Origin of the sequence: Sphingobacterium sp. UBA6320 (genome assembly GCF_002440335.1) — a bacterium.
Taxonomy (GTDB): Bacteria; Bacteroidota; Bacteroidia; order Sphingobacteriales; family Sphingobacteriaceae; genus Sphingobacterium.
Genome location: NZ_DJTA01000012.1, coordinates 1 through 17,719 on the forward strand (window position 1 = coordinate 1; position 17,719 = coordinate 17,719).

A 17,719-nucleotide genomic window follows, 5' to 3' on the forward strand; every position below is an offset into this window, starting at 1 on the left:
AACCTATTTCAGTATAAGACACTTCTACCTTTCTTCTACCTTTCTTCGACCTTTCTTCGACCTTTCTTCGACCTTTCTTCTAAACTTGTTCTACCTCCACCTGAGTCTTCTTCGAGTCGGCTTCGAGTGTCCCCTCACTCCCTGTCGAAGCCCAGTCGAAGCCACCTCGGAGCCCACTCGAAGCGACCTAGAAGATGGGGCGAAGTTGGTCAGGAAAAGGTTGGAGGATTGCCGACCCAATGCCGAGCCAGTCTCCAACGTGATCCCGACAGGCATTCGAAACTTGATCAAAGCATATGAAAAGATTAAAGAAAAACAACACTAGTTGCTTGTGCAACAGTGCTGTTTAATGTGTTTTTTCAACCGTTTATTCAGGTAGACATAGGGGTTGTTTATATGTCACACCCACCCATAAACAACCACAAAAAAAATCGCCTGGTTATCCTAGGATTGTATGGCGATTAACATACGATATCCGGATCGCTAAGTTTTTATGCCATTAATGGATCGCTTTTTGCATTTTCACCAACTTCAATACGTCCTGCAAACTGCTCGAAATAGCTCAAGTATCCAGTACAGCTTACTTTTATATCATACCAAAAATGCTGTTTGGATAAATCAACTTCGACAACCTTACTGGAATCTGCACCCAGCTTAATACGGCGTGTTGCTTGTCCATAACTGTTATCTTGAAGCCATACTTCAACCTGACGGTCTTCTTGATTTACGATCTCAAACAGCAATCGGCCAGTAAATCCTTTACCTTTTTTATCATGTTCGTAACGACAAGAAATTTTAATTTTTGGGTTTTCTTTACTACCAGCAAATGTTCGAAAAAAACCATTAGGACCATAAACGCTCAATCTGTATGCAAGATGATCGAAGGTATCTAATGACCAACTATCCTGCAACCGATCTCCTGCGACAGTAGCATAATTCCAACTTCTGCCTTTTTCATTATCATAAGGGGTTTCGCTGTAAACGGTAAATGCTGCCCCCGCTGATGCAGAACCGAACACGCGGTTTGCAGCTTCAAAGGAAATCTGATAGGCTTGATTTTTTTGATCAAAATATCCGTCAACATAGAGTTCGTACGGTAATCCACATGAATCTCTAGAACCTTTTTCTTGCTTTGGAAAGTAAGGAGAAATGCGAGGATCTTGATCTATCTGATCTATTTCAGCTTGATCTAAAGGTTTAAATCCTGTGGGTAGATCTTTATATTGTGCTTGATGAATGCTTTTTATGAATGATTTTTTCTGGACAAATTCGGGCTTTGCTATCACTTCTCCTTTGTAAGGTCTGAAAGCCGACGTTAAATCTCCACAAACTGCCCTCCTCCATGCCGTAATATTGGTTTCTTTGATATTAGAACGTATTTTGTGGCTAATGAACCGCTCTAAAAACTGCAATGGTGAAGTGTGGTCAAATACCTGTGAATTGACCCAGCCTCCTCGGGACCACGGAGAAGCAATAATCATCGGTACACGATACCCTAGACCGATATTACTTTCACGCCCACTTTCGGGGTGATATTGCTCTTCTTTTCTTACATACTCCAACCGTGTGTCGATGCTTTGAGAAACTTTACCTGAATCTTGACGATAAGGATTTGGCGCAGCAAAAGGAGCCACATGGTCAAAATAACCGTCATTTTCGTCATAAGTAAGAATAAAGATGGTTTTTTTCCATACTTCTGGATTTTTAGTTAAGATGTCCATGACTTCACTGACATACCAGGCTCCGAACCAAGGTGAGTCTGGGTGATCCGAAAAAAGTTGTGGTGCCGTCAGCCATGATACCGTGGGCAGTTTGCCTGTATCGACATCTGCTCTAAACTGATGCAAGATATCACCCTTCGGTATCTGGAGTTGGCGAGTCTCATCGCCTTCTTGATATTCCATCTGCTCGAGCTCCATATAGTCTGGAGCAGCACTGTTATTGACAAATGCGCGTCGGTGGATTTCTTTTGTGTATGCACTCAACTTTTCAAAGTTTTCATCTGTATACAGCTCTTGTTCCTTTACCGTTTCTTGCAGCCGCTTTTGTAATTTATCGTACTCTTTCCCAGCTGTAATGCCTTTTTTGTTAAGTTCTTCAAGCTTCACATTGATCTGCTTTCTCTTTTCAATCAATAGATCTTGATACCGCTTGCTATATTTGACAGCATATTGGGGGAAATACTCCATGACATTGCATCCAAAATTCCCCAACCAACTGTTTTCTTGACCACTGTACCCCTCACTACTGGAAGATATTTCATTTTGATAGATTTTCCAGTCCACACCATTGTCGGTAAGGCGTTCGGGAAAAGTTTTCCATGTGGCTTTGCCGCTAAACTCAGAATCTCCATTCCAGACCAGTGCATTATCGGTCAGTTTTTCTCTGATATTGCCTGTCCAAAAATAGAGTCTATTGGGGTTGGTACCGGTTAAACTGGAACAAAAATGTTGATCGCAGATGGTAAACGCATCGGCCATGGCATAGTAGAAAGGTATATCTTCACGTGTATAATGGCCCAATGTTAAGGGCATCTCTTTAAAATCTTTAAATCCCGAACGCTTGACATCTAGCCATCGATCCATCTTGCCTTGATTACGTGCATCGGTCTGGTCTGTCCAATTATGTGGCAGGCAGCCCATCCAAGTGACTTTAGAATCTTTAATATCCAGTCGAAAAGGGACATAAGTTTTACCATCCGATTGGGACTGTAGCCAAACCTTGCGGTGATTGGGTTGGCGGACAACACGCGGGTCGTTAAACCCTCGAACTCCCCTTAGCGTGCCAAAAGCATGATCAAATGATCTGTTTTCTTGCATCAGCAGAACAACATGTTCTGCATCATAAAACGTGCTTCCTAATGTAGGATTAATGGCCATGGCTTTAGCAATAGATTGAGGGAGCAGTTGTGACAAGGACATACCACCTGTCAGCATCGCTGCTTTTTTTAGAAATTCTCGCCTGTTATCCATTTTATCAATTATTCTTTTAAATCATCTTTACTGAATCAGCTACATAAATTCAACTTTTCCTTTTTATAGCAACATACGATCGCTTCTTCTTTCTGATGTTGTAATATCATACTAGACTGAAAATATGAATAATAACTTGTTTATAATGAACAGCAATTATAAACTAATTATTGGAAATAGAATATAATTTTTTTCATCATTTCGATGTTGCTCATTAACCATCATGCTTTGTTGTGATTAGAGATTGATCGCATTCGTTCAAATTAAGTAGCCACACATGATAAGGTCTTTGAAAAAGCTAAAGATCATACCGGAGAAAACTTTTGGAACGGTGCATCTTATAGGTGCAAGTAAGCGATAATCTTATTATCTTTAAGATCTATCTTCTTTTAATCATTTAGATATGCTATTATGTTTACCAATATTACACCTCTTTCCGATCAACTAAAAAAATATATTACCTGCTTTACAGTATCACATCATAGAGAGACCTTTCCTTTAAAGTATACAGCATTTCCTAATCTGGGCACCTGTCTAGCCTTATTTAACCAGACGTCCATAGGCATCAGGCCCAACGAAGTTACTTTCACAAAAGATGTAACCCATGGACCAAAAATTATCGTCTTGGGTAGATTGACACAACCAACCATCATTACGTTTAATGATCCTGTAGACGAAATAAGCATTAATTTTACACCTTGCGGTATCAATTTTTTTTTTAAGGTTCCATTTATAAAAATAGCTGCTCAGTCCTCTCAGTTGCTGAACGAATCCAAATGGTCTAAATTTGCCTCTCAACTCTTTACGGTTCCTATTGAAAAAAGGATTGAAAGACTCGAAGAATTTCTTTTGTCAAATTTAAGACAACATCAAGGTGATCCATTAGAAAGAATTTATAAGAGCACTGCTGAAGTGGATAAATTGACCGTGAAGGAGCTGGCCGCAATCGCCTGTATGTCTGAACGAAATTTCTTAAGGCATTTTAAAAAGTATATGGGCTGCAGTCCATCTCTTTTTAAAAAAATAATTAGATTTAGAAATGTACTTGATGCTCAATACTCGAAAAGTACAAACTCATACCACAGGTTTTTAATTACGGAAGATTATTACGATTCATCGCATTTCAGAAAAGAATTTGTACAATTTACAGGTTACGCAATAAGCTCATTTAAAAAAGGTTCTTTTCTACCCGGCAATGGGAGTTCGGTCTTTAAACTGATGTGAAAGTTGTCCGATTTGTACCTCTTTGGTTTTCTTCCGAAATGTACTTTTGATAAATAAAATAAGTTGTCATTATGAAAGAAGTATTCCTATCAGCATTAACATTTATTAGTTTAAGTTGCTATGCTCAAAAGCCATTAAATCTGGAATTAAAGAAACAATTGGATACCATTCTACGAACTGATCAGGGTATAAGGGAATTTTTAGATCCGCAGGTAACGGATGGAAGGAAAGATACCATTGCGCAATTCCTCAATTACCCGAGACCATTACTCGATAAAAGTAGCTGGAAAATTATGCAAAAAATTGATTCCATAAATATCGAAAAGGTAGAGCATATTATTGAAAAACATGGTTATCCAGGTAAGACATTAGTTGGTGAACCTGAAAATACAGCTGTTTTTTATGTCGTACAGCATTCAGATAAAATCTCAAAGTATTATAAATTAATTGAAAATGCAGGAAAGAATAAAGAATTACCGTTTCGGTATGTTGCTATGATGCTGGACAGAAAACTGACCCGCGAAGGAAAAGAACAGATATACGGTACCCAAGTATATATGCAGATGGTCAATAATCCAAAAACGGGCAAAAAAGAGCCATTTGAATATGTACTGCCTATTAAAGATGCTAAAAATGTAAATAAGAGAAGGAAAAAAGCTGGTTTTGATTCTACAGTGGAAGAAAATGCTCAGAGACTCGGTGTGGTTTATAAAGTATATACGCAGGATCAAATAAATGATATCATTAACAAGTAGGTTGGCGTATCTCTAACAGTTTAATGTTGATTCCATTTGTAAGATATCAACACCAAACTCACAAAACAGCCATTTGGCAATCCCAAACGGCTGTTTGTTAATCAGTTTAATCAGCCCTTAGTCTCATTCTTTCAGATCTGAAACCCAGATATTGGCTGTACCATAAGTAGAAGGTTCGGCGCTGGTTTCTATCTCCAGTAATCCACCTTTACGGAGTTCGTCATGATGCAACCAAAGTCTGTCGATATCTTTACCGTTGAGCAAAATCCGTTTGACATACTTGTTTTTATCGTTATAGTTGATCACTTTGATTTTAAGTTTCTGCTCTCCCCGCTGTACAACGATCTCTGGAAATAAAGGGACGCTGACATAATAGATAGGCTGTCCGATCAAAGGCTGATGTAGGCCCAATGCCGTCAATACAAACCAGCCTGACATGGCGCCGGCATCGTCATCCATGGTCCGTACAAATGCTTTAGGTTGGTTCTTGTATATCCGGTCTATGAAGGGATCTATACCACGGCTATTGTCATTAAAGTAATATTGTATGACCGTATCCAGAGCCAGCTCCCGTACTAATGATTGATAGCGTGATGGCTTACTGCTGGCATAATAGGATGTGGGTGACTGTATATCGGGTTCGTTGGCGCGATTAAAATAATGATGATCAAAAAAATCATCCAATTGCGTTGTAAATGCTTCTTTGCCTCCAGCCAGATTGACCAGTCCCTGCATATCAAAGGGTACATTCCAACGGTATTGACGGATTGTACCTTGATACATATTTCTTGCTGACATACGGTCTACATCCGGACGAGTGAGATCTTTAAATTCCTTTAACCAAACACCGGCATAGCTGCTAGCTCGATCGAGGTAGTGCTTACGATCTGCTGGCAACAAACCTGCCATAGCCCACATGTCATAAGCAGCTTCTAAATATTTATCGGGTTTTGAAAAATCGAAACGCATGGTATCCCGCACTAAGGAATCACGGATAGCGGATAAATGAATATCATATCCCTTCTTACTCGCATCTAAAAGCACAACAGCTGCATGTTCTGTCCTAACGGAGTTTGCAGGCTCGTTTGGTCCGGCGAAATCAAACTTGCCATAACGATAAAGATCTGAAACCGAAGAAACGATATTTTGATACTGCTGTGGATAAAGCAGCTCTAACAAAGGAAGCTGTGTTTTGTAATTATCCCAAATGGCCCACCCATGGTAGCGATTGCCTTTGGACTGGTGGACTTGCCCATCTGTACCCCTATAATGCCCATCTGATTCATTGATCTGATAAGGAGACTGCAGGGTGCGATAGAGCAGGGAGTAAAATAGTTTCTCGCGATTAGGATCTCCTTTGACCGTGATACCTGACAGGTAAGTTTCCCAACGATGATCAGAGTCAGCCTTTACCTGAGCATAGGTTTTAGTGCTATTGGCTTTTAAAGTCGCCTCGGCATAATCGGTACTCACGGCAGAAAAAGCAATACGCAATGTAACCTTTTGTGTTTGATTGTCGAGCTGGAGTGTCAAGAGATTGTCTGCTCCTTTCCATTGGTTATTGTTTGCTACAGCGATGGCATAATGGATGCTGTATATGCCCACCCCACAAGTTGTTCTTGATCGAATAGATCCTTTGAGCACCCCGTCCTTTGTAAGCGTGTACGCGTTCGAAACAAATGCACCATTGAATGCATGTGCGAGATCTAATGTCAGCCCCTTTTCTCCTGCGGGAAACGTGTATTGATGAATTCCAAAGTTCTCATGCACTGCAAATTGTGCTTTTATACGACTCTTTAAGGCAATATCATAATATCCGGGGCCGGCTTTTTCCTGCTCTTTAATCAGAGGTTTGCCATCATCCTGAAGTCCTAAAAATGGCTTTACCAATATTAAGCCACCACTTCCCTTACAGCCTACTCCTTCAAATCTATTGTGCGTAAACCCGAGTATTTCTTTGGCTAAGTGTTCATAGCCCATATGCAACGTGGGATAGGTTTGTGGCGCGATACTCATGTGATGGAATGGCGAAGATGCTGCCGGTGACAGTTGTCCGTGGTCTCCGGAAGATCCTAAAAACACATTTGTAAGTTCGGTCTTTGACTGTCCATGGAGGATCAAGACAGGACTTAAGCTGATTAGAAAACTGGTTGATAATTGTTTCAGGTATTTTTTCATAACGCTATTTACAGGTCCTAAAAATAGACCTGTAAATTACTTTAATTTTGGTGTGGATAATAGATGAATTTGAAAATTATTGAAGCAGCTATCAAAAAATGCTACGGATCTAACGGTTCATCTGGATCTATGGTCAGGGATTCTATACGAGGTTTAAACTCCACGATAACATCACTGATGCGTTTACCCAATTCATAAGGTACATAACCTAATTCTCGTATACAACGATCGGCCATATTTTGAACGGCATCGATATGCGGCACACTGCTGTTGACGATTGCAAATTTATCTGGAGGAAATCCGTAAGTCAACAAGATACGAGCGGTGTTACGGAGATTAGTGGTGGTATGTCGGGCATGTGGATCGATCAAGATCGCTTCTTCGGGTACTCCCAGTACCTGCATCAGGTATCTTTTCATCTCCAGCGCTTCAATATAAGGTGTCTTATAGGGATGCACACGGCCTCCAGAAACCACAATAAAGGGTGCCAGCCCGTCAAAGTAACTACGTGCCGCCATTCTGGAACGCAACATCCCTCCTGGGCTGATAGGCTGATCGTATTGATCTGGACCTGCTCCCAAAGTTAAGAGAAGACTGTAAGGATAACGGGTAAAATCTGTTTTACGGATCGCTTCATATGCCTTCTTGTTTTCCTGTTCCATCAAAGGTTCCAATTGTGCGGCATCCCATCTTTCGTTTACTTCCAATAGCCTAACGGCTGTCCAAAGAGATTCGTAAAAAGCCAACTTAGGTTGCCGCACGTCTTTGAGGACGTCTTGTGCCACGTCTTTGAGCAAGTATAGATAAGGTTTACTGGTAATATTAAAAGAAATCGAATCGATGCGCGGATAGTTGGGCTTCTTAGCTCCAGCATAGACATCGATCACGTAGTTCATTGCTTCTAGATCTTGTCGCAAGGCGCGAGCAAGATATTCATCTGCTTGCTTTCCCTGTGACGGCCCATAGGTCTGAGAATCCATCAACCGCTTACGGAATGACTGCCCTGTCTGCCTTTTGGTGTTAGCAACAAAGATATTCACCAAGAGATCAATCTCCTGTTGCTTCCATTTGAAAGCATCGAGAAAACAGGCTACGTCTGCACATGTAGTATTATTAAGGTAGCGGCTATGCCTTTGTTTCAGCAGATTTTGAACTTCAGGCAGAGATAGTAATTCTCCAGTCAGTACGCTATCTTGAATTAGAATAGAGGTGGCATAATAGTTTTTGGCGATCACCCAATCTTGTGGGCTTCTATCGCTATGAAACTCCTGGCCCCAGGATACATTCGAAAGAAACATACCCAGGGCGAGAAGCCATATTTTCATAGTATTGATCATAAGAATAGTTTGTCACTATTTAATATCCTGTATTTTGATACATTTTTTCAGGATTTAACTTATACTCGTCAAATGGTATCGGATAAAAGCGATCCTTAATCGTAATATTGGATAATTTGGCATTGCCATAGTCGGCCTGACTCTTCTTTTTAAAATAATCGACCAGTCCATTTGCATCATAATTGCGGATGAGGTCAAACCATCTGTGGTTTTCAAAGGCTAGTTCTACACGGCGCTCATGCAAAATAGCATCTTTCAATGTCGGGTATTTGGCTGCGTAACTGGCATTAGTCCTTGAAACTGCATATGATGGTAAGCCTGCCCGAAGTCTAACTTCATCGAGTAAAGCAATGGCTTCTGCATCTTTACCTAAATGCATCTTCACTTCTGCAAGGAGTAACATTACGTCGGCATAACGGATCAGTATCCAGTCATTTCCTCCTCTTCCCTCGGTTCCTGCGGCTTCACTGTTGTCTCTGAATTTGGTGATAAACCAGTCTTTAACTTGTGCATGTTCGGCAAACTTGATCGAAAAGCTTTTGCGCAGATCTTGCTCTTCATAATCTTTTACCAGATCATGCTTCACATTGCCTCCAATACCTGTTGACACAAATTTTGAATTGATATTTTCTCCTCTTGCCTGATTATTACGCGCAATACTTGAACTGTAGTTTTGATCACCTTGCAGATACTGAACTTGCAGCACTAATTCTTTACAGGTACTTTTTTTGCTAACATCAAAAACTTCTGAATAAGGGATCTCGGTAAGCTTTCCGAACGTACGCATTCCGTATGATGCTGCTAAATATTGCTCTGCTTTTTGAAAATTAACTTGTTTATCGCCGGCTAAAGTGGCTCCCATTGTCAGGTAGACTTGTCCTAAAATAGCATTGATGGCTGCTTTGGAGGTACGACCCACAGCATACTGCCACTGCACATTGGGTAGGTTGCTGTTCAGAGCATCAGTCAGATCAGTTACGATCTGCTGGTAAACAGTAGCCTCTTTCTGTCTATAGGCAATTTCGGCAGCTTGCTCTTTGGTCGTGATCTCGACTGTTGACAACGGAATATCACCAAATTTGCGTACCATATGGAAATATAAGAGTCCTCTCACAAACTTGGTCTCAGCAATGTAACGTTCCTTGACTGCATTGTCTGCAAATGTTACGCGGTCGATATTGGACAATAGCGTATTGCAGCGTGCAATGCCATCGTACATCGCTGACCAATGTGTTTTGATATAGGAATTACTCGGTAATATCGAAAAATCATTAAACTGGAAGGGTTCACCTGCATTGGACTGGTTATCATCGCGGCCGGTATTGTCCGAACGCTCTTCGCTATAAAGCGCACTGGACTCGCCGATAGTGCTTCCTAAGCGCAATGCTTGGTATAAACCATTTACAGCTAATAAAACGTCGTTTTCTGACTTGAAATATGCGCCGACTGATACCTCATTGGGATTTTCCTGATTCAAAAATCCTTTGTCACAAGAGGATAGTGCTAGAAGAACGAAGGGTAATAAATATCTTTTTTTCATGATAGTCGATTTTTTTAGAATGTAACTTTTAATCCAAGATTGAATGAACGCACCAAAGGATATAAACCATAATCTACCCCGGGAGTCAGATTACCACGCTGGTTATAGTCGGGCTCTGGATTGTAACCTTTGTATTTGCTAATGGTAAATGGATTGTCTACACTTGCGGATATCCTTATTCCTGAAAGAGATAACTTATTGGCAGTTGCAGTTGGTAAGCTGTAACCCAAGATGATATTGGTCATCCTAAGGAAGGAACCATCTTGTAGGTAAAAAGTAGACAAACGTGTGCTGTTGCTTTGGGTTCCGCCACGTGAGGCACGGTATACTTCGCCGTTGCCCGGATTTGAGGCCGATCTATAGCGTTGCGCCACATCTGCATATTGATTGCCCGAGCCTTCCATATTATACAGGTAGTAATCATAACCATCCAATACTTTATTTCCTTGCGATCCATTGAATGAAGCTCTCAAGTCAAAGTTTTTATATCGTGTATTGATCGCAAAACCATAGGTAAAATCAGGATGCGGACTACCGATAATACGTTTGTCTTCATCATTTACTATACCGTTGCCATCTACATCTTCAAAATAAAGATCGCCGGGTTGCATTGGATTGGTTGAACCTGCAGATGGTGCAACACTTTTATAGTTTTCTTCGGTCGCTACTCCCAATACTTTGAAACCGTAGAACATACCGATTGGACTGCCCTCTTGGGTAATATGTGTGATGTATGAACGCTCCGCCCCATTGGTCATAATGGTAGATCCTCCACCAAGATCCAGTACTTTATTACGGTTGACATTGATATTGCCACTAATCCCTAAATCAAAGTCTTTTTTACGCACTAAGGCAGCATCGACTTGAAGATCAAATCCTTTGTTCTCAACTTTACTATTGGGCAGATTGGTCAAGATCGTAGTCGCTCCGGATACTGCGGTGATCGGCTGGTTGAACAACATATTGGACGAACGGCTCAAATAAATATTGGTCATGATATTCAAGCGACCTCGGAGAAGTCCTAAATCCAATCCAGCATTGTATTGTGAGGTGGTTTCCCAACCCAATTTCGGGTCACGTAAATCTCCTGGCGCAAGGGCGGTTTCTACTTTATTGCCAATGATCACACCTGTGGGTGAATTGTAGGTGGTGATGGCATTATATTCACCAATATTGTTGTTTCCACTTTTTCCCCAACTTGCTCTTAGTTTCGCCGTTGATCCCTCTCCTAACCATGCATCATAAAAATCTTCTTTGGAGATGGTCCAACCGGCAGAAACGGAAGGAAATGTTCCCCATTTGGTGTTAGGCCCAAACCGAGATGATCCGTCTGTACGAAATGAAGCGGATAGAAAATATTTGGATGCATAGCTGTAATTAACGCGGCTAAAATACGACTGCAGTGTTGTAATTCTTTTGTAAGCGTCTAATAGCTGAAAATTTGATGGATCTGCCCCTTTGTTAGTGATTTCATCGATCGCATCATTCTGAAATCCATTGGCGCGAACAGACATATAGTCGACATCTGTCCTTTGTGCCGAATAGCCTAATAAAGCCGTTACTTGATGCTTATCCGCAAATGTCTTATTATAATTTAACGTGGTCTCGACTAGCTTGTCGATCTCACTACGGGTAGTAGCATCGGCATAAGCGGCGGCTTTTGCAGAATTAGAATAGGGTGCATTATTGCCATTTGAAATACTGGTAGGTCGATAATAATCGTGCTTCTCGTCGTAAGTTGACAAGCCACCGTTTACCTTTAGGTTCAAACCTTCTAAGATGGAGAAATCGGCAAATGCATTATATAACCCGCGTTTTCCGCGTCTATTATTTTTGATCTCAGTGACGTAGGCCAAGGGATTTTCCGGATTTTGGACGCCATAGTTATTGGCCGACAAATCGGCCATTAAAAATTTAGCGTAGCTACCATCTTCATTATAGACAGGTAGTGTAGGTAAATAAATTAATGCGGCCATAGAAGGACTCCTATCATAACGGCCTGTAGTCACTTCGTTGTTATCGTTGTAGGTGAAAGAGACATTGGCACCGACAGTAAGCCTTTTGCTCACCTTGGCATCGGTATTGGCTCTGAAGTTAAAAACCTGTTGCCCTGTACCCAACATAATACCTTGCTGATCTTGATAGGAAGTACTTAAAAAATATCTATTTTTATCATTCCCACCATATGCAGATACGTTGTGGCGTTGAAAAGGTGCATTGCGATACAAAGCATCCTGCCAATCCGTATCATATTTTGCTTTCTTAGCCAGACCTGTCGAAAAATCGTAATATTCTTCTGGAATTGAAACCGAACCGGCGTTACTGACACGGGCGACACGATCGGCATTGCTGTCTAAGCGCATATTATCATTCCAGGTCAATCCTTTACCAGTGACCAAATCTTTGTAAGCATTATTACGACCATCGATCAACAAGTCGATAAATTCCGCTGAATTTAATAGATCTATCTTTTTTGATAGCTGCCCAAAACCACCTAATACTTCGTAATCTACTTGACTACGCCCCTCTTTACCACGTTTGGTCGTAATGAGGACCACACCTCCTGCCGCTCTGGAACCATAGATCGCGGCAGAAGCAGCATCTTTGAGGATATCGATGGTCTCGATATCATTAGGATTGATATTCAAGTTATTGCCCGACGGATAGCCATCAATAACATATAGCGGATCTGAACCTGCATTGATAGAACCCATACCGCGCACCTTAATTTTAGTTCCCTCATACGGTGCTCCGCTTGTTTGCATGATTTGTACACCGGCTACTTTGCCCACTAAGGCTTGTGAAAGTTTAGGCGATGTCAGGTTGAGCTCTTCAGCTTTTACACTTGCAATCGCTCCTGTTACATCAGATTTACGGATTTTTTGGTAACCAATGGATACCATCACCTCCTCGAGCTGCTGGCCTTCTGAAACCAATTTGATCTGAAATCCACTTAAAGTAGTAACGGTATGCTGCGCTGTGGCGTAGCCAATAAACCGTATAGAAATGTTGTCTCCTACTTTTCCTTCCAGCACAAATTTACCGTTCTGGTCGGTCTGATAATCTTGTTGGGTGCGTAGATTACGGACGGTAGCTCCGCTAATGGGCTGACCATCTGCATCGAGCACAGTTCCGGATAGCTGCTGTTGAATATTCAGTTCGCTTTTCAACAAGGCTATTCTTAAATTGCTTGCTTCTGTAGGTAGAGAGTGGCATGTAAGTGGTAATAACAGCCACAATAGTCTAGATGATTTAAAGTACATGAGTTTTGCCTTTACAAATAAGATTGATTAGCGGCAAAGCTATAAGTTGATTGTTAAGTGAGGATTACCCCAAGCTTATGAAATGATTAACAAAGGCATGATTGGCTGCATGCTCAACAATAGCCTTAATAGAAAAGATTAGTGGTAAGTAAACTTTTCAAACTTGCTTTTCCATATTGGATTGCCTAGGTTTGTTTCCGCAAAACATTTAATACAAAAAGGATATGCAAACTCCCTATGTTATTTTTAACGGAAAACTCATTTCGGAAAATGAAGCTCAACTCGCCATCAGTGATCTAGCTATCGTTCGCGGATACGGTATCTTTGATTTTTTCAAAACGGTAAATGGACTCCCTATATTTTTGGAAGATAATCTGGATCGTTTTTATCAATCTGCATATCTCATGGATCTTCCTGTTAATTATGCTCGGGAGGCAATCAAAACATGCATAGACACGTTGATACAAGCTAACAATATGCCGGACTCTGGGATTAAGCTGCTATTGACTGGTGGCTATAGTCCCGATGGCTATAGCATAGCAGAACCCAACTTCATTATCAGCCAACAACCATTAAAAAGAAATGTCATTTTGGAAGAGAAAGGATTAAAGCTACTTCCTTTTACCTATCATCGTCCCTTTAGTCAGGTCAAATCCATCGACTATGTCATGGGGATACAAGCTTTAAAAGTAGCAAAATCAAAAGGTGCTGACGATGTGGTCTATATGCAAAATGGCTTTATATCAGAATGTCCTCGTGCCAATTTCTTTTTGATCAGTCATGAGGGTAAGTTATTGACCGCAGCGGAAGATGTTCTTCAAGGTATTACGCGTAAGAAAATCATTGATCTAGCAAAAAATATCATGGAGGTAGAAGTGCGAGATATTAGCATCTCCGATCTGGAAAATGCGGCGGAAGCTTTTATAAGTTCGACCACTAAAAATATTACTCCCGTCACGTCGCTGCTGGGATATCAAGATTTTGCTCCACAAGCTGGACCTTTCACCAAACAGTTGCAAGAGCTTTTACAAGATTTGATTTATAAACAATAACAGGTTTACGGCAACGTAATTGATTACTGATCAATCAAATGGAATTTTTGACAATTTTGCCTAAACATTTCAAATCAGCATAAATCCGTTCGTTCCAACCTAAAGCAAAGTTGAGTCGCATACAGTTGTGATAACGATCTTGGAGGGTAAACATTCTACCGGGAGCAAAGCTAATTTGATGACGCATAGCGGTATCATATAATGCTGCGGTATCAACTCTTTTATCTAACTCAAGCCAAAGCACAAAGCCTCCTTGTGGCTGACCTATTTTAGTATTGTCAGGAAAATATTCCTCGATAGCTTGTTGATATTGCAGGCAATTTGCGTAGAGTTTGTTTCTAAACTGATGCAGATGATGGTCATACCTGCCGTGCTCCATAAAATCGGCTATCACTTCTTGATAGAGTATAGGGGTAGAAATCGTCTGTAGAAGTTTCTGACGAATGATCTTACTCTTAAACTTTCCGGGAGCAACCCAGCCTACTCGATAACCTGGTGCTAGTGTTTTGGAAAAAGAGCCACACCACATGACTATTCCCTCTTCATCATACGCTTTACAAGGCTTTGGTCTAGTGGTTCCAAAGTATAGATTGCCATAAAGATCATCTTCAATTAATGGAATATTATGCTCGGTGAGTAATTTAACCAGTTGTATTTTATGATCTTCTGGCATCAAGCTTCCTAATGGGTTGCTAAAATTTGCTGTAAAACAACACACATTTATACGTGGCAGATACTTTCTTAATGCATCCATATCAATGCCAGTAAGCGGATGTGCAGGTATCTCAATGACCTGTAAACCCAAAGATTTAGCAACCTGTATCGTTCCAAAATACACCGGAGTTTCAATCGCTATGGTATCGCCTGGTTTTGTGACAGCAAGCAAGCAGTTAAAAATGGCATTCATAGCACCAGATGTCGTTACTAAATCATCTTCCGTAAGCTGTCCTTCAAATTCCATACTCCATTTGGCAACACTTCTCCTCAGATTGACACTTCCTTGAGCAGGTTCATAACTTGTCCCTCCATCATCAAGTTTCCTAATCATATGGATCACTCCTTTATTAAGCTTGGCAATAGGAAGCATACTTTGCGCCGGAACACCAAGGGAAAATTGAGTGACCTCTTTATTTTTTAAGGAATTATAAACTTTATCGATAAGATCTTCAGGCTGCTTTTCGCCACCTGATGACGACAACATGCCCACAGATGGAAGAGAAAATCTTCGTTGTGAAGTTTTACTGACATAATAACCAAGGCGTGGTCTAGAGTTGATCAGCGATTTGCTCTCCAATTCGAGAAAAGCCTGTTTAACGGTATTGATACTCACATGATACATCTTCTGTACGGTACGTATAGAAGGAAGTTTTTCTCCCAGTTTTAACGTACCATTGAAGATCTGTTCTTCAATAATGTTTGCAATCTTTACATATAAGACTTCCTTCTTCATGGCTTTAACTATATGATAACAATATATTTTTTAGTGATGCTATGTTCTTCAAGATCGATTTGATTATACGTTAACATGGGATACTAAACCTCCAATGTAATCATTTTTAGAGCTCCAATGATCAATTTTAAAAAATCCAATCCATGCGCAATTAGAACTGCTTTTTAAAGTTACAAACAACATTTAAAGATTCAACCAGTAAATAAGCCTCTCAATAGCTGATGTCAATCTAAGAAGTTGCTGTTCGCCATCCTCAAATGCCTGATTAAAATTATTTTTTGCTTTTGCAATTAATGCGTCTTGAAATTCATGTCGATGGATCTCATCGAAGAAAATACAATTTATTTCCACTTGATGATAGGGATTGACAATTGCTGCTGCATAAGCAACAACCTGTTTAGCTTCTAGTAAAACAGCTAACGGTAACCCAAAGTCTATGGTTAACTGTTCTACCGAATTTACATGCTCTCTAGATAAATTTTGATTAACACGTTGCTTATATAAAGAAACAACAGAACGGAGTTCAGATAGATATAAATTTTCCAATTTAAAATCTTCAAAATTGTTGACTTTCATGCTCATATCATATTCGTGAACGGCAAATTTAAAGAACGATACGTATGGGATACAGATACAGAAACACAATTTTTTAGGGGTACAATAAATATATATTGCCAATTTTAATACGAGTGGTAATCTCTTTTAATTCTTGATTCGAAAAACAGTATTTTTAAGGTATAAATAAGAGGTCATTATCATAAAATGGGACATTTAACATCAAGATATAAACGGAAATTTACATCATAAATTCATTGTACAAACTAACTTTAAAAATAATTCACTTCAAAACTAATGGAAATCTTTATTATACTATCTATACTATCAGTTCCAGTAATCGGCTATTTGATTTATAGGCAAATTCGACAACAGGTTAGTACTCCTACAAAAATTGTGGAGTATATATTTATTGTTGCTTTATGCTTATCATTCCTTTTATTCTGTTTTGGGTTGATGATGTACGGATCACATCACACAGAAGCGATAGATATCGTTGACAATGGTTATTCTCCATTTGCTTCGGAACATAGTTTAACCCTCATTTTCTTATTTGGAACAGCTCTTGTTGGATCGATAAAACTCTGGTTAAAAGGGAGATCACTACCCCCTTTGTTATTTGTACTAACATTGATTTTTGTCGTCCTTGGTATCATAATTAGTTTTTTTGTATTATTACAGATTTCTTCTAACACGCAATTTTACGATGCTTGGTTGTTTGGCTTTTTACCTGTCACCAACATCATAACGGCTATAACTTTAATTTACAAAGTCATTGCTGAAGAGGCAACGGAAGCTTCGAATAAAACTTATCGGAATAAGTTTCTCAATTACCTGAATCAAAAGATGGCTCATACAGCTCATCAACCCTTGTATGTTATTATTTTGCTGGTACCTATATGGATAATGATAGTGGCTATCCTGATGTTATTTGGACAGGAAGCGGATTCGATATCAAAAGTATTTACGGAAACTACAACCTGGAATTTTTCAACAAAAACTCATCCTCCATTTTTAGATCATAGAGGGCATTATTTATGTACTGTTGCCATATGTGGTGATCCCAAAGTCGTAAAACCACTGCGTTTAGGAAAAAGACATGGGTATGAAATCGTTGTAAACAGACAGTTGCTCATTGCTAATGCTTTTGAAGAATTGATCTCGGAAAGTTGGCCTGCGGCACATAAAATCATAAGAGGGTTGTACGATAAATACTGTTACCCTTTGTCTAAAAAGGTCACGTCCGTGGAAAGATCAAACTTGGTATATAGATTAATGAAACCCCTAGAATATTTTTTTCTCTTATGTCTGTACTTGTATAGTGAAAAACCTGAAGAAAAAATTGCCAGGCAATATCAAAGCTAGATCAATAAATTAAATAGAAAACGACAAA

Annotated in this window: 11 protein-coding genes; 4 read left to right on the forward strand and 7 right to left on the reverse strand. The window is 39.9% G+C overall.

Going from position 1 to position 17,719, the window contains the following annotated elements; translation table 11 throughout:
- Positions 1 to 491: 491 nt before the first annotated feature.
- Complete coding sequence (locus tag B3P23_RS07230; RefSeq protein WP_293925256.1) at positions 492 to 2,972, reverse strand: phosphocholine-specific phospholipase C; 2,481 nt, start codon at positions 2,970 to 2,972, stop codon at positions 492 to 494.
- Positions 2,973 to 3,383: 411 nt separating this feature from the next.
- On the opposite strand from B3P23_RS07230, the gene B3P23_RS07235 reads away from it, so the two are divergent.
- Both B3P23_RS07235 and B3P23_RS07240 read left to right on the forward strand, forming a co-directional pair.
- Positions 3,384 to 4,196, forward strand: coding sequence for a helix-turn-helix domain-containing protein (locus tag B3P23_RS07235; RefSeq protein WP_293925257.1), 813 nt, complete (start codon positions 3,384 to 3,386; stop codon positions 4,194 to 4,196).
- 71 nt (positions 4,197 to 4,267) lie between these two features.
- Positions 4,268 to 4,951, forward strand: a complete 684-nt coding sequence (locus B3P23_RS07240; protein WP_293925258.1) for a DUF6624 domain-containing protein — start codon at positions 4,268 to 4,270, stop codon at positions 4,949 to 4,951.
- A 123-nt stretch (positions 4,952 to 5,074) separates the two neighbouring features.
- Here B3P23_RS07240 and B3P23_RS07245 read toward each other — a convergent pair whose 3' ends face one another.
- The 4 genes from B3P23_RS07245 to B3P23_RS07260 form a co-directional block, all read right to left on the reverse strand.
- On the reverse strand, positions 5,075 to 7,129 hold the full coding sequence (locus B3P23_RS07245; protein WP_293925259.1) for a glycoside hydrolase domain-containing protein: 2,055 nt from the start codon (positions 7,127 to 7,129) through the stop codon (positions 5,075 to 5,077).
- A 101-nt stretch (positions 7,130 to 7,230) separates the two neighbouring features.
- Positions 7,231 to 8,454 (reverse strand): YdcF family protein, encoded by a 1,224-nt coding sequence (locus B3P23_RS07250; RefSeq protein WP_293925260.1) that lies wholly within the window; start codon positions 8,452 to 8,454, stop codon positions 7,231 to 7,233.
- 31 nt (positions 8,455 to 8,485) lie between these two features.
- Positions 8,486 to 10,006, reverse strand: coding sequence for a RagB/SusD family nutrient uptake outer membrane protein (locus B3P23_RS07255; RefSeq protein WP_045753060.1), 1,521 nt, complete (start codon positions 10,004 to 10,006; stop codon positions 8,486 to 8,488).
- Positions 10,007 to 10,020: 14 nt separating this feature from the next.
- Positions 10,021 to 13,176, reverse strand: coding sequence for a SusC/RagA family TonB-linked outer membrane protein (locus B3P23_RS07260; protein ID WP_293925261.1), 3,156 nt, complete (start codon positions 13,174 to 13,176; stop codon positions 10,021 to 10,023).
- Between the two features lie 317 nt (positions 13,177 to 13,493).
- Here B3P23_RS07260 and B3P23_RS07265 point away from each other — a divergent pair, with 317 nt between their 5' ends.
- A complete protein-coding gene (locus B3P23_RS07265; protein WP_248754101.1) occupies positions 13,494 to 14,321 on the forward strand; it encodes an aminotransferase class IV in 828 nt (275 codons plus the stop codon).
- Positions 14,322 to 14,355: 34 nt separating this feature from the next.
- Here B3P23_RS07265 and B3P23_RS07270 read toward each other — a convergent pair whose 3' ends face one another.
- Both B3P23_RS07270 and B3P23_RS07275 read right to left on the reverse strand, forming a co-directional pair.
- Positions 14,356 to 15,771 (reverse strand): PLP-dependent aminotransferase family protein, encoded by a 1,416-nt coding sequence (locus tag B3P23_RS07270; RefSeq protein WP_293925262.1) that lies wholly within the window; start codon positions 15,769 to 15,771, stop codon positions 14,356 to 14,358.
- Between the two features lie 183 nt (positions 15,772 to 15,954).
- Positions 15,955 to 16,353 (reverse strand): hypothetical protein, encoded by a 399-nt coding sequence (locus B3P23_RS07275; protein WP_293925263.1) that lies wholly within the window; start codon positions 16,351 to 16,353, stop codon positions 15,955 to 15,957.
- A gap of 270 nt (positions 16,354 to 16,623) precedes the next feature.
- Here B3P23_RS07275 and B3P23_RS07280 point away from each other — a divergent pair, with 270 nt between their 5' ends.
- Positions 16,624 to 17,691, forward strand: coding sequence for a DUF6688 domain-containing protein (locus B3P23_RS07280; protein WP_349681558.1), 1,068 nt, complete (start codon positions 16,624 to 16,626; stop codon positions 17,689 to 17,691).
- Positions 17,692 to 17,719: the final 28 nt, after the last annotated feature.

Coding starts and splice junctions, on each gene's coding strand:
- B3P23_RS07245 (WP_293925259.1), bottom strand. CDS start 7,129: ATGAAAAAATACCTGAAACAATTATCAACCAGTTTTCTAATCAGCTTA.
- B3P23_RS07275 (WP_293925263.1), bottom strand. CDS start 16,353: ATGAGCATGAAAGTCAACAATTTTGAAGATTTTAAATTGGAAAATTTA.
- B3P23_RS07235 (WP_293925257.1), top strand. CDS start 3,384: ATGTTTACCAATATTACACCTCTTTCCGATCAACTAAAAAAATATATT.
- B3P23_RS07280 (WP_349681558.1), top strand. CDS start 16,624: ATGGAAATCTTTATTATACTATCTATACTATCAGTTCCAGTAATCGGC.
- B3P23_RS07250 (WP_293925260.1), bottom strand. CDS start 8,454: ATGAAAATATGGCTTCTCGCCCTGGGTATGTTTCTTTCGAATGTATCC.
- B3P23_RS07240 (WP_293925258.1), top strand. CDS start 4,268: ATGAAAGAAGTATTCCTATCAGCATTAACATTTATTAGTTTAAGTTGC.
- B3P23_RS07255 (WP_045753060.1), bottom strand. CDS start 10,006: ATGAAAAAAAGATATTTATTACCCTTCGTTCTTCTAGCACTATCCTCT.
- B3P23_RS07265 (WP_248754101.1), top strand. CDS start 13,494: ATGCAAACTCCCTATGTTATTTTTAACGGAAAACTCATTTCGGAAAAT.
- B3P23_RS07230 (WP_293925256.1), bottom strand. CDS start 2,972: ATGGATAACAGGCGAGAATTTCTAAAAAAAGCAGCGATGCTGACAGGT.
- B3P23_RS07270 (WP_293925262.1), bottom strand. CDS start 15,771: ATGAAGAAGGAAGTCTTATATGTAAAGATTGCAAACATTATTGAAGAA.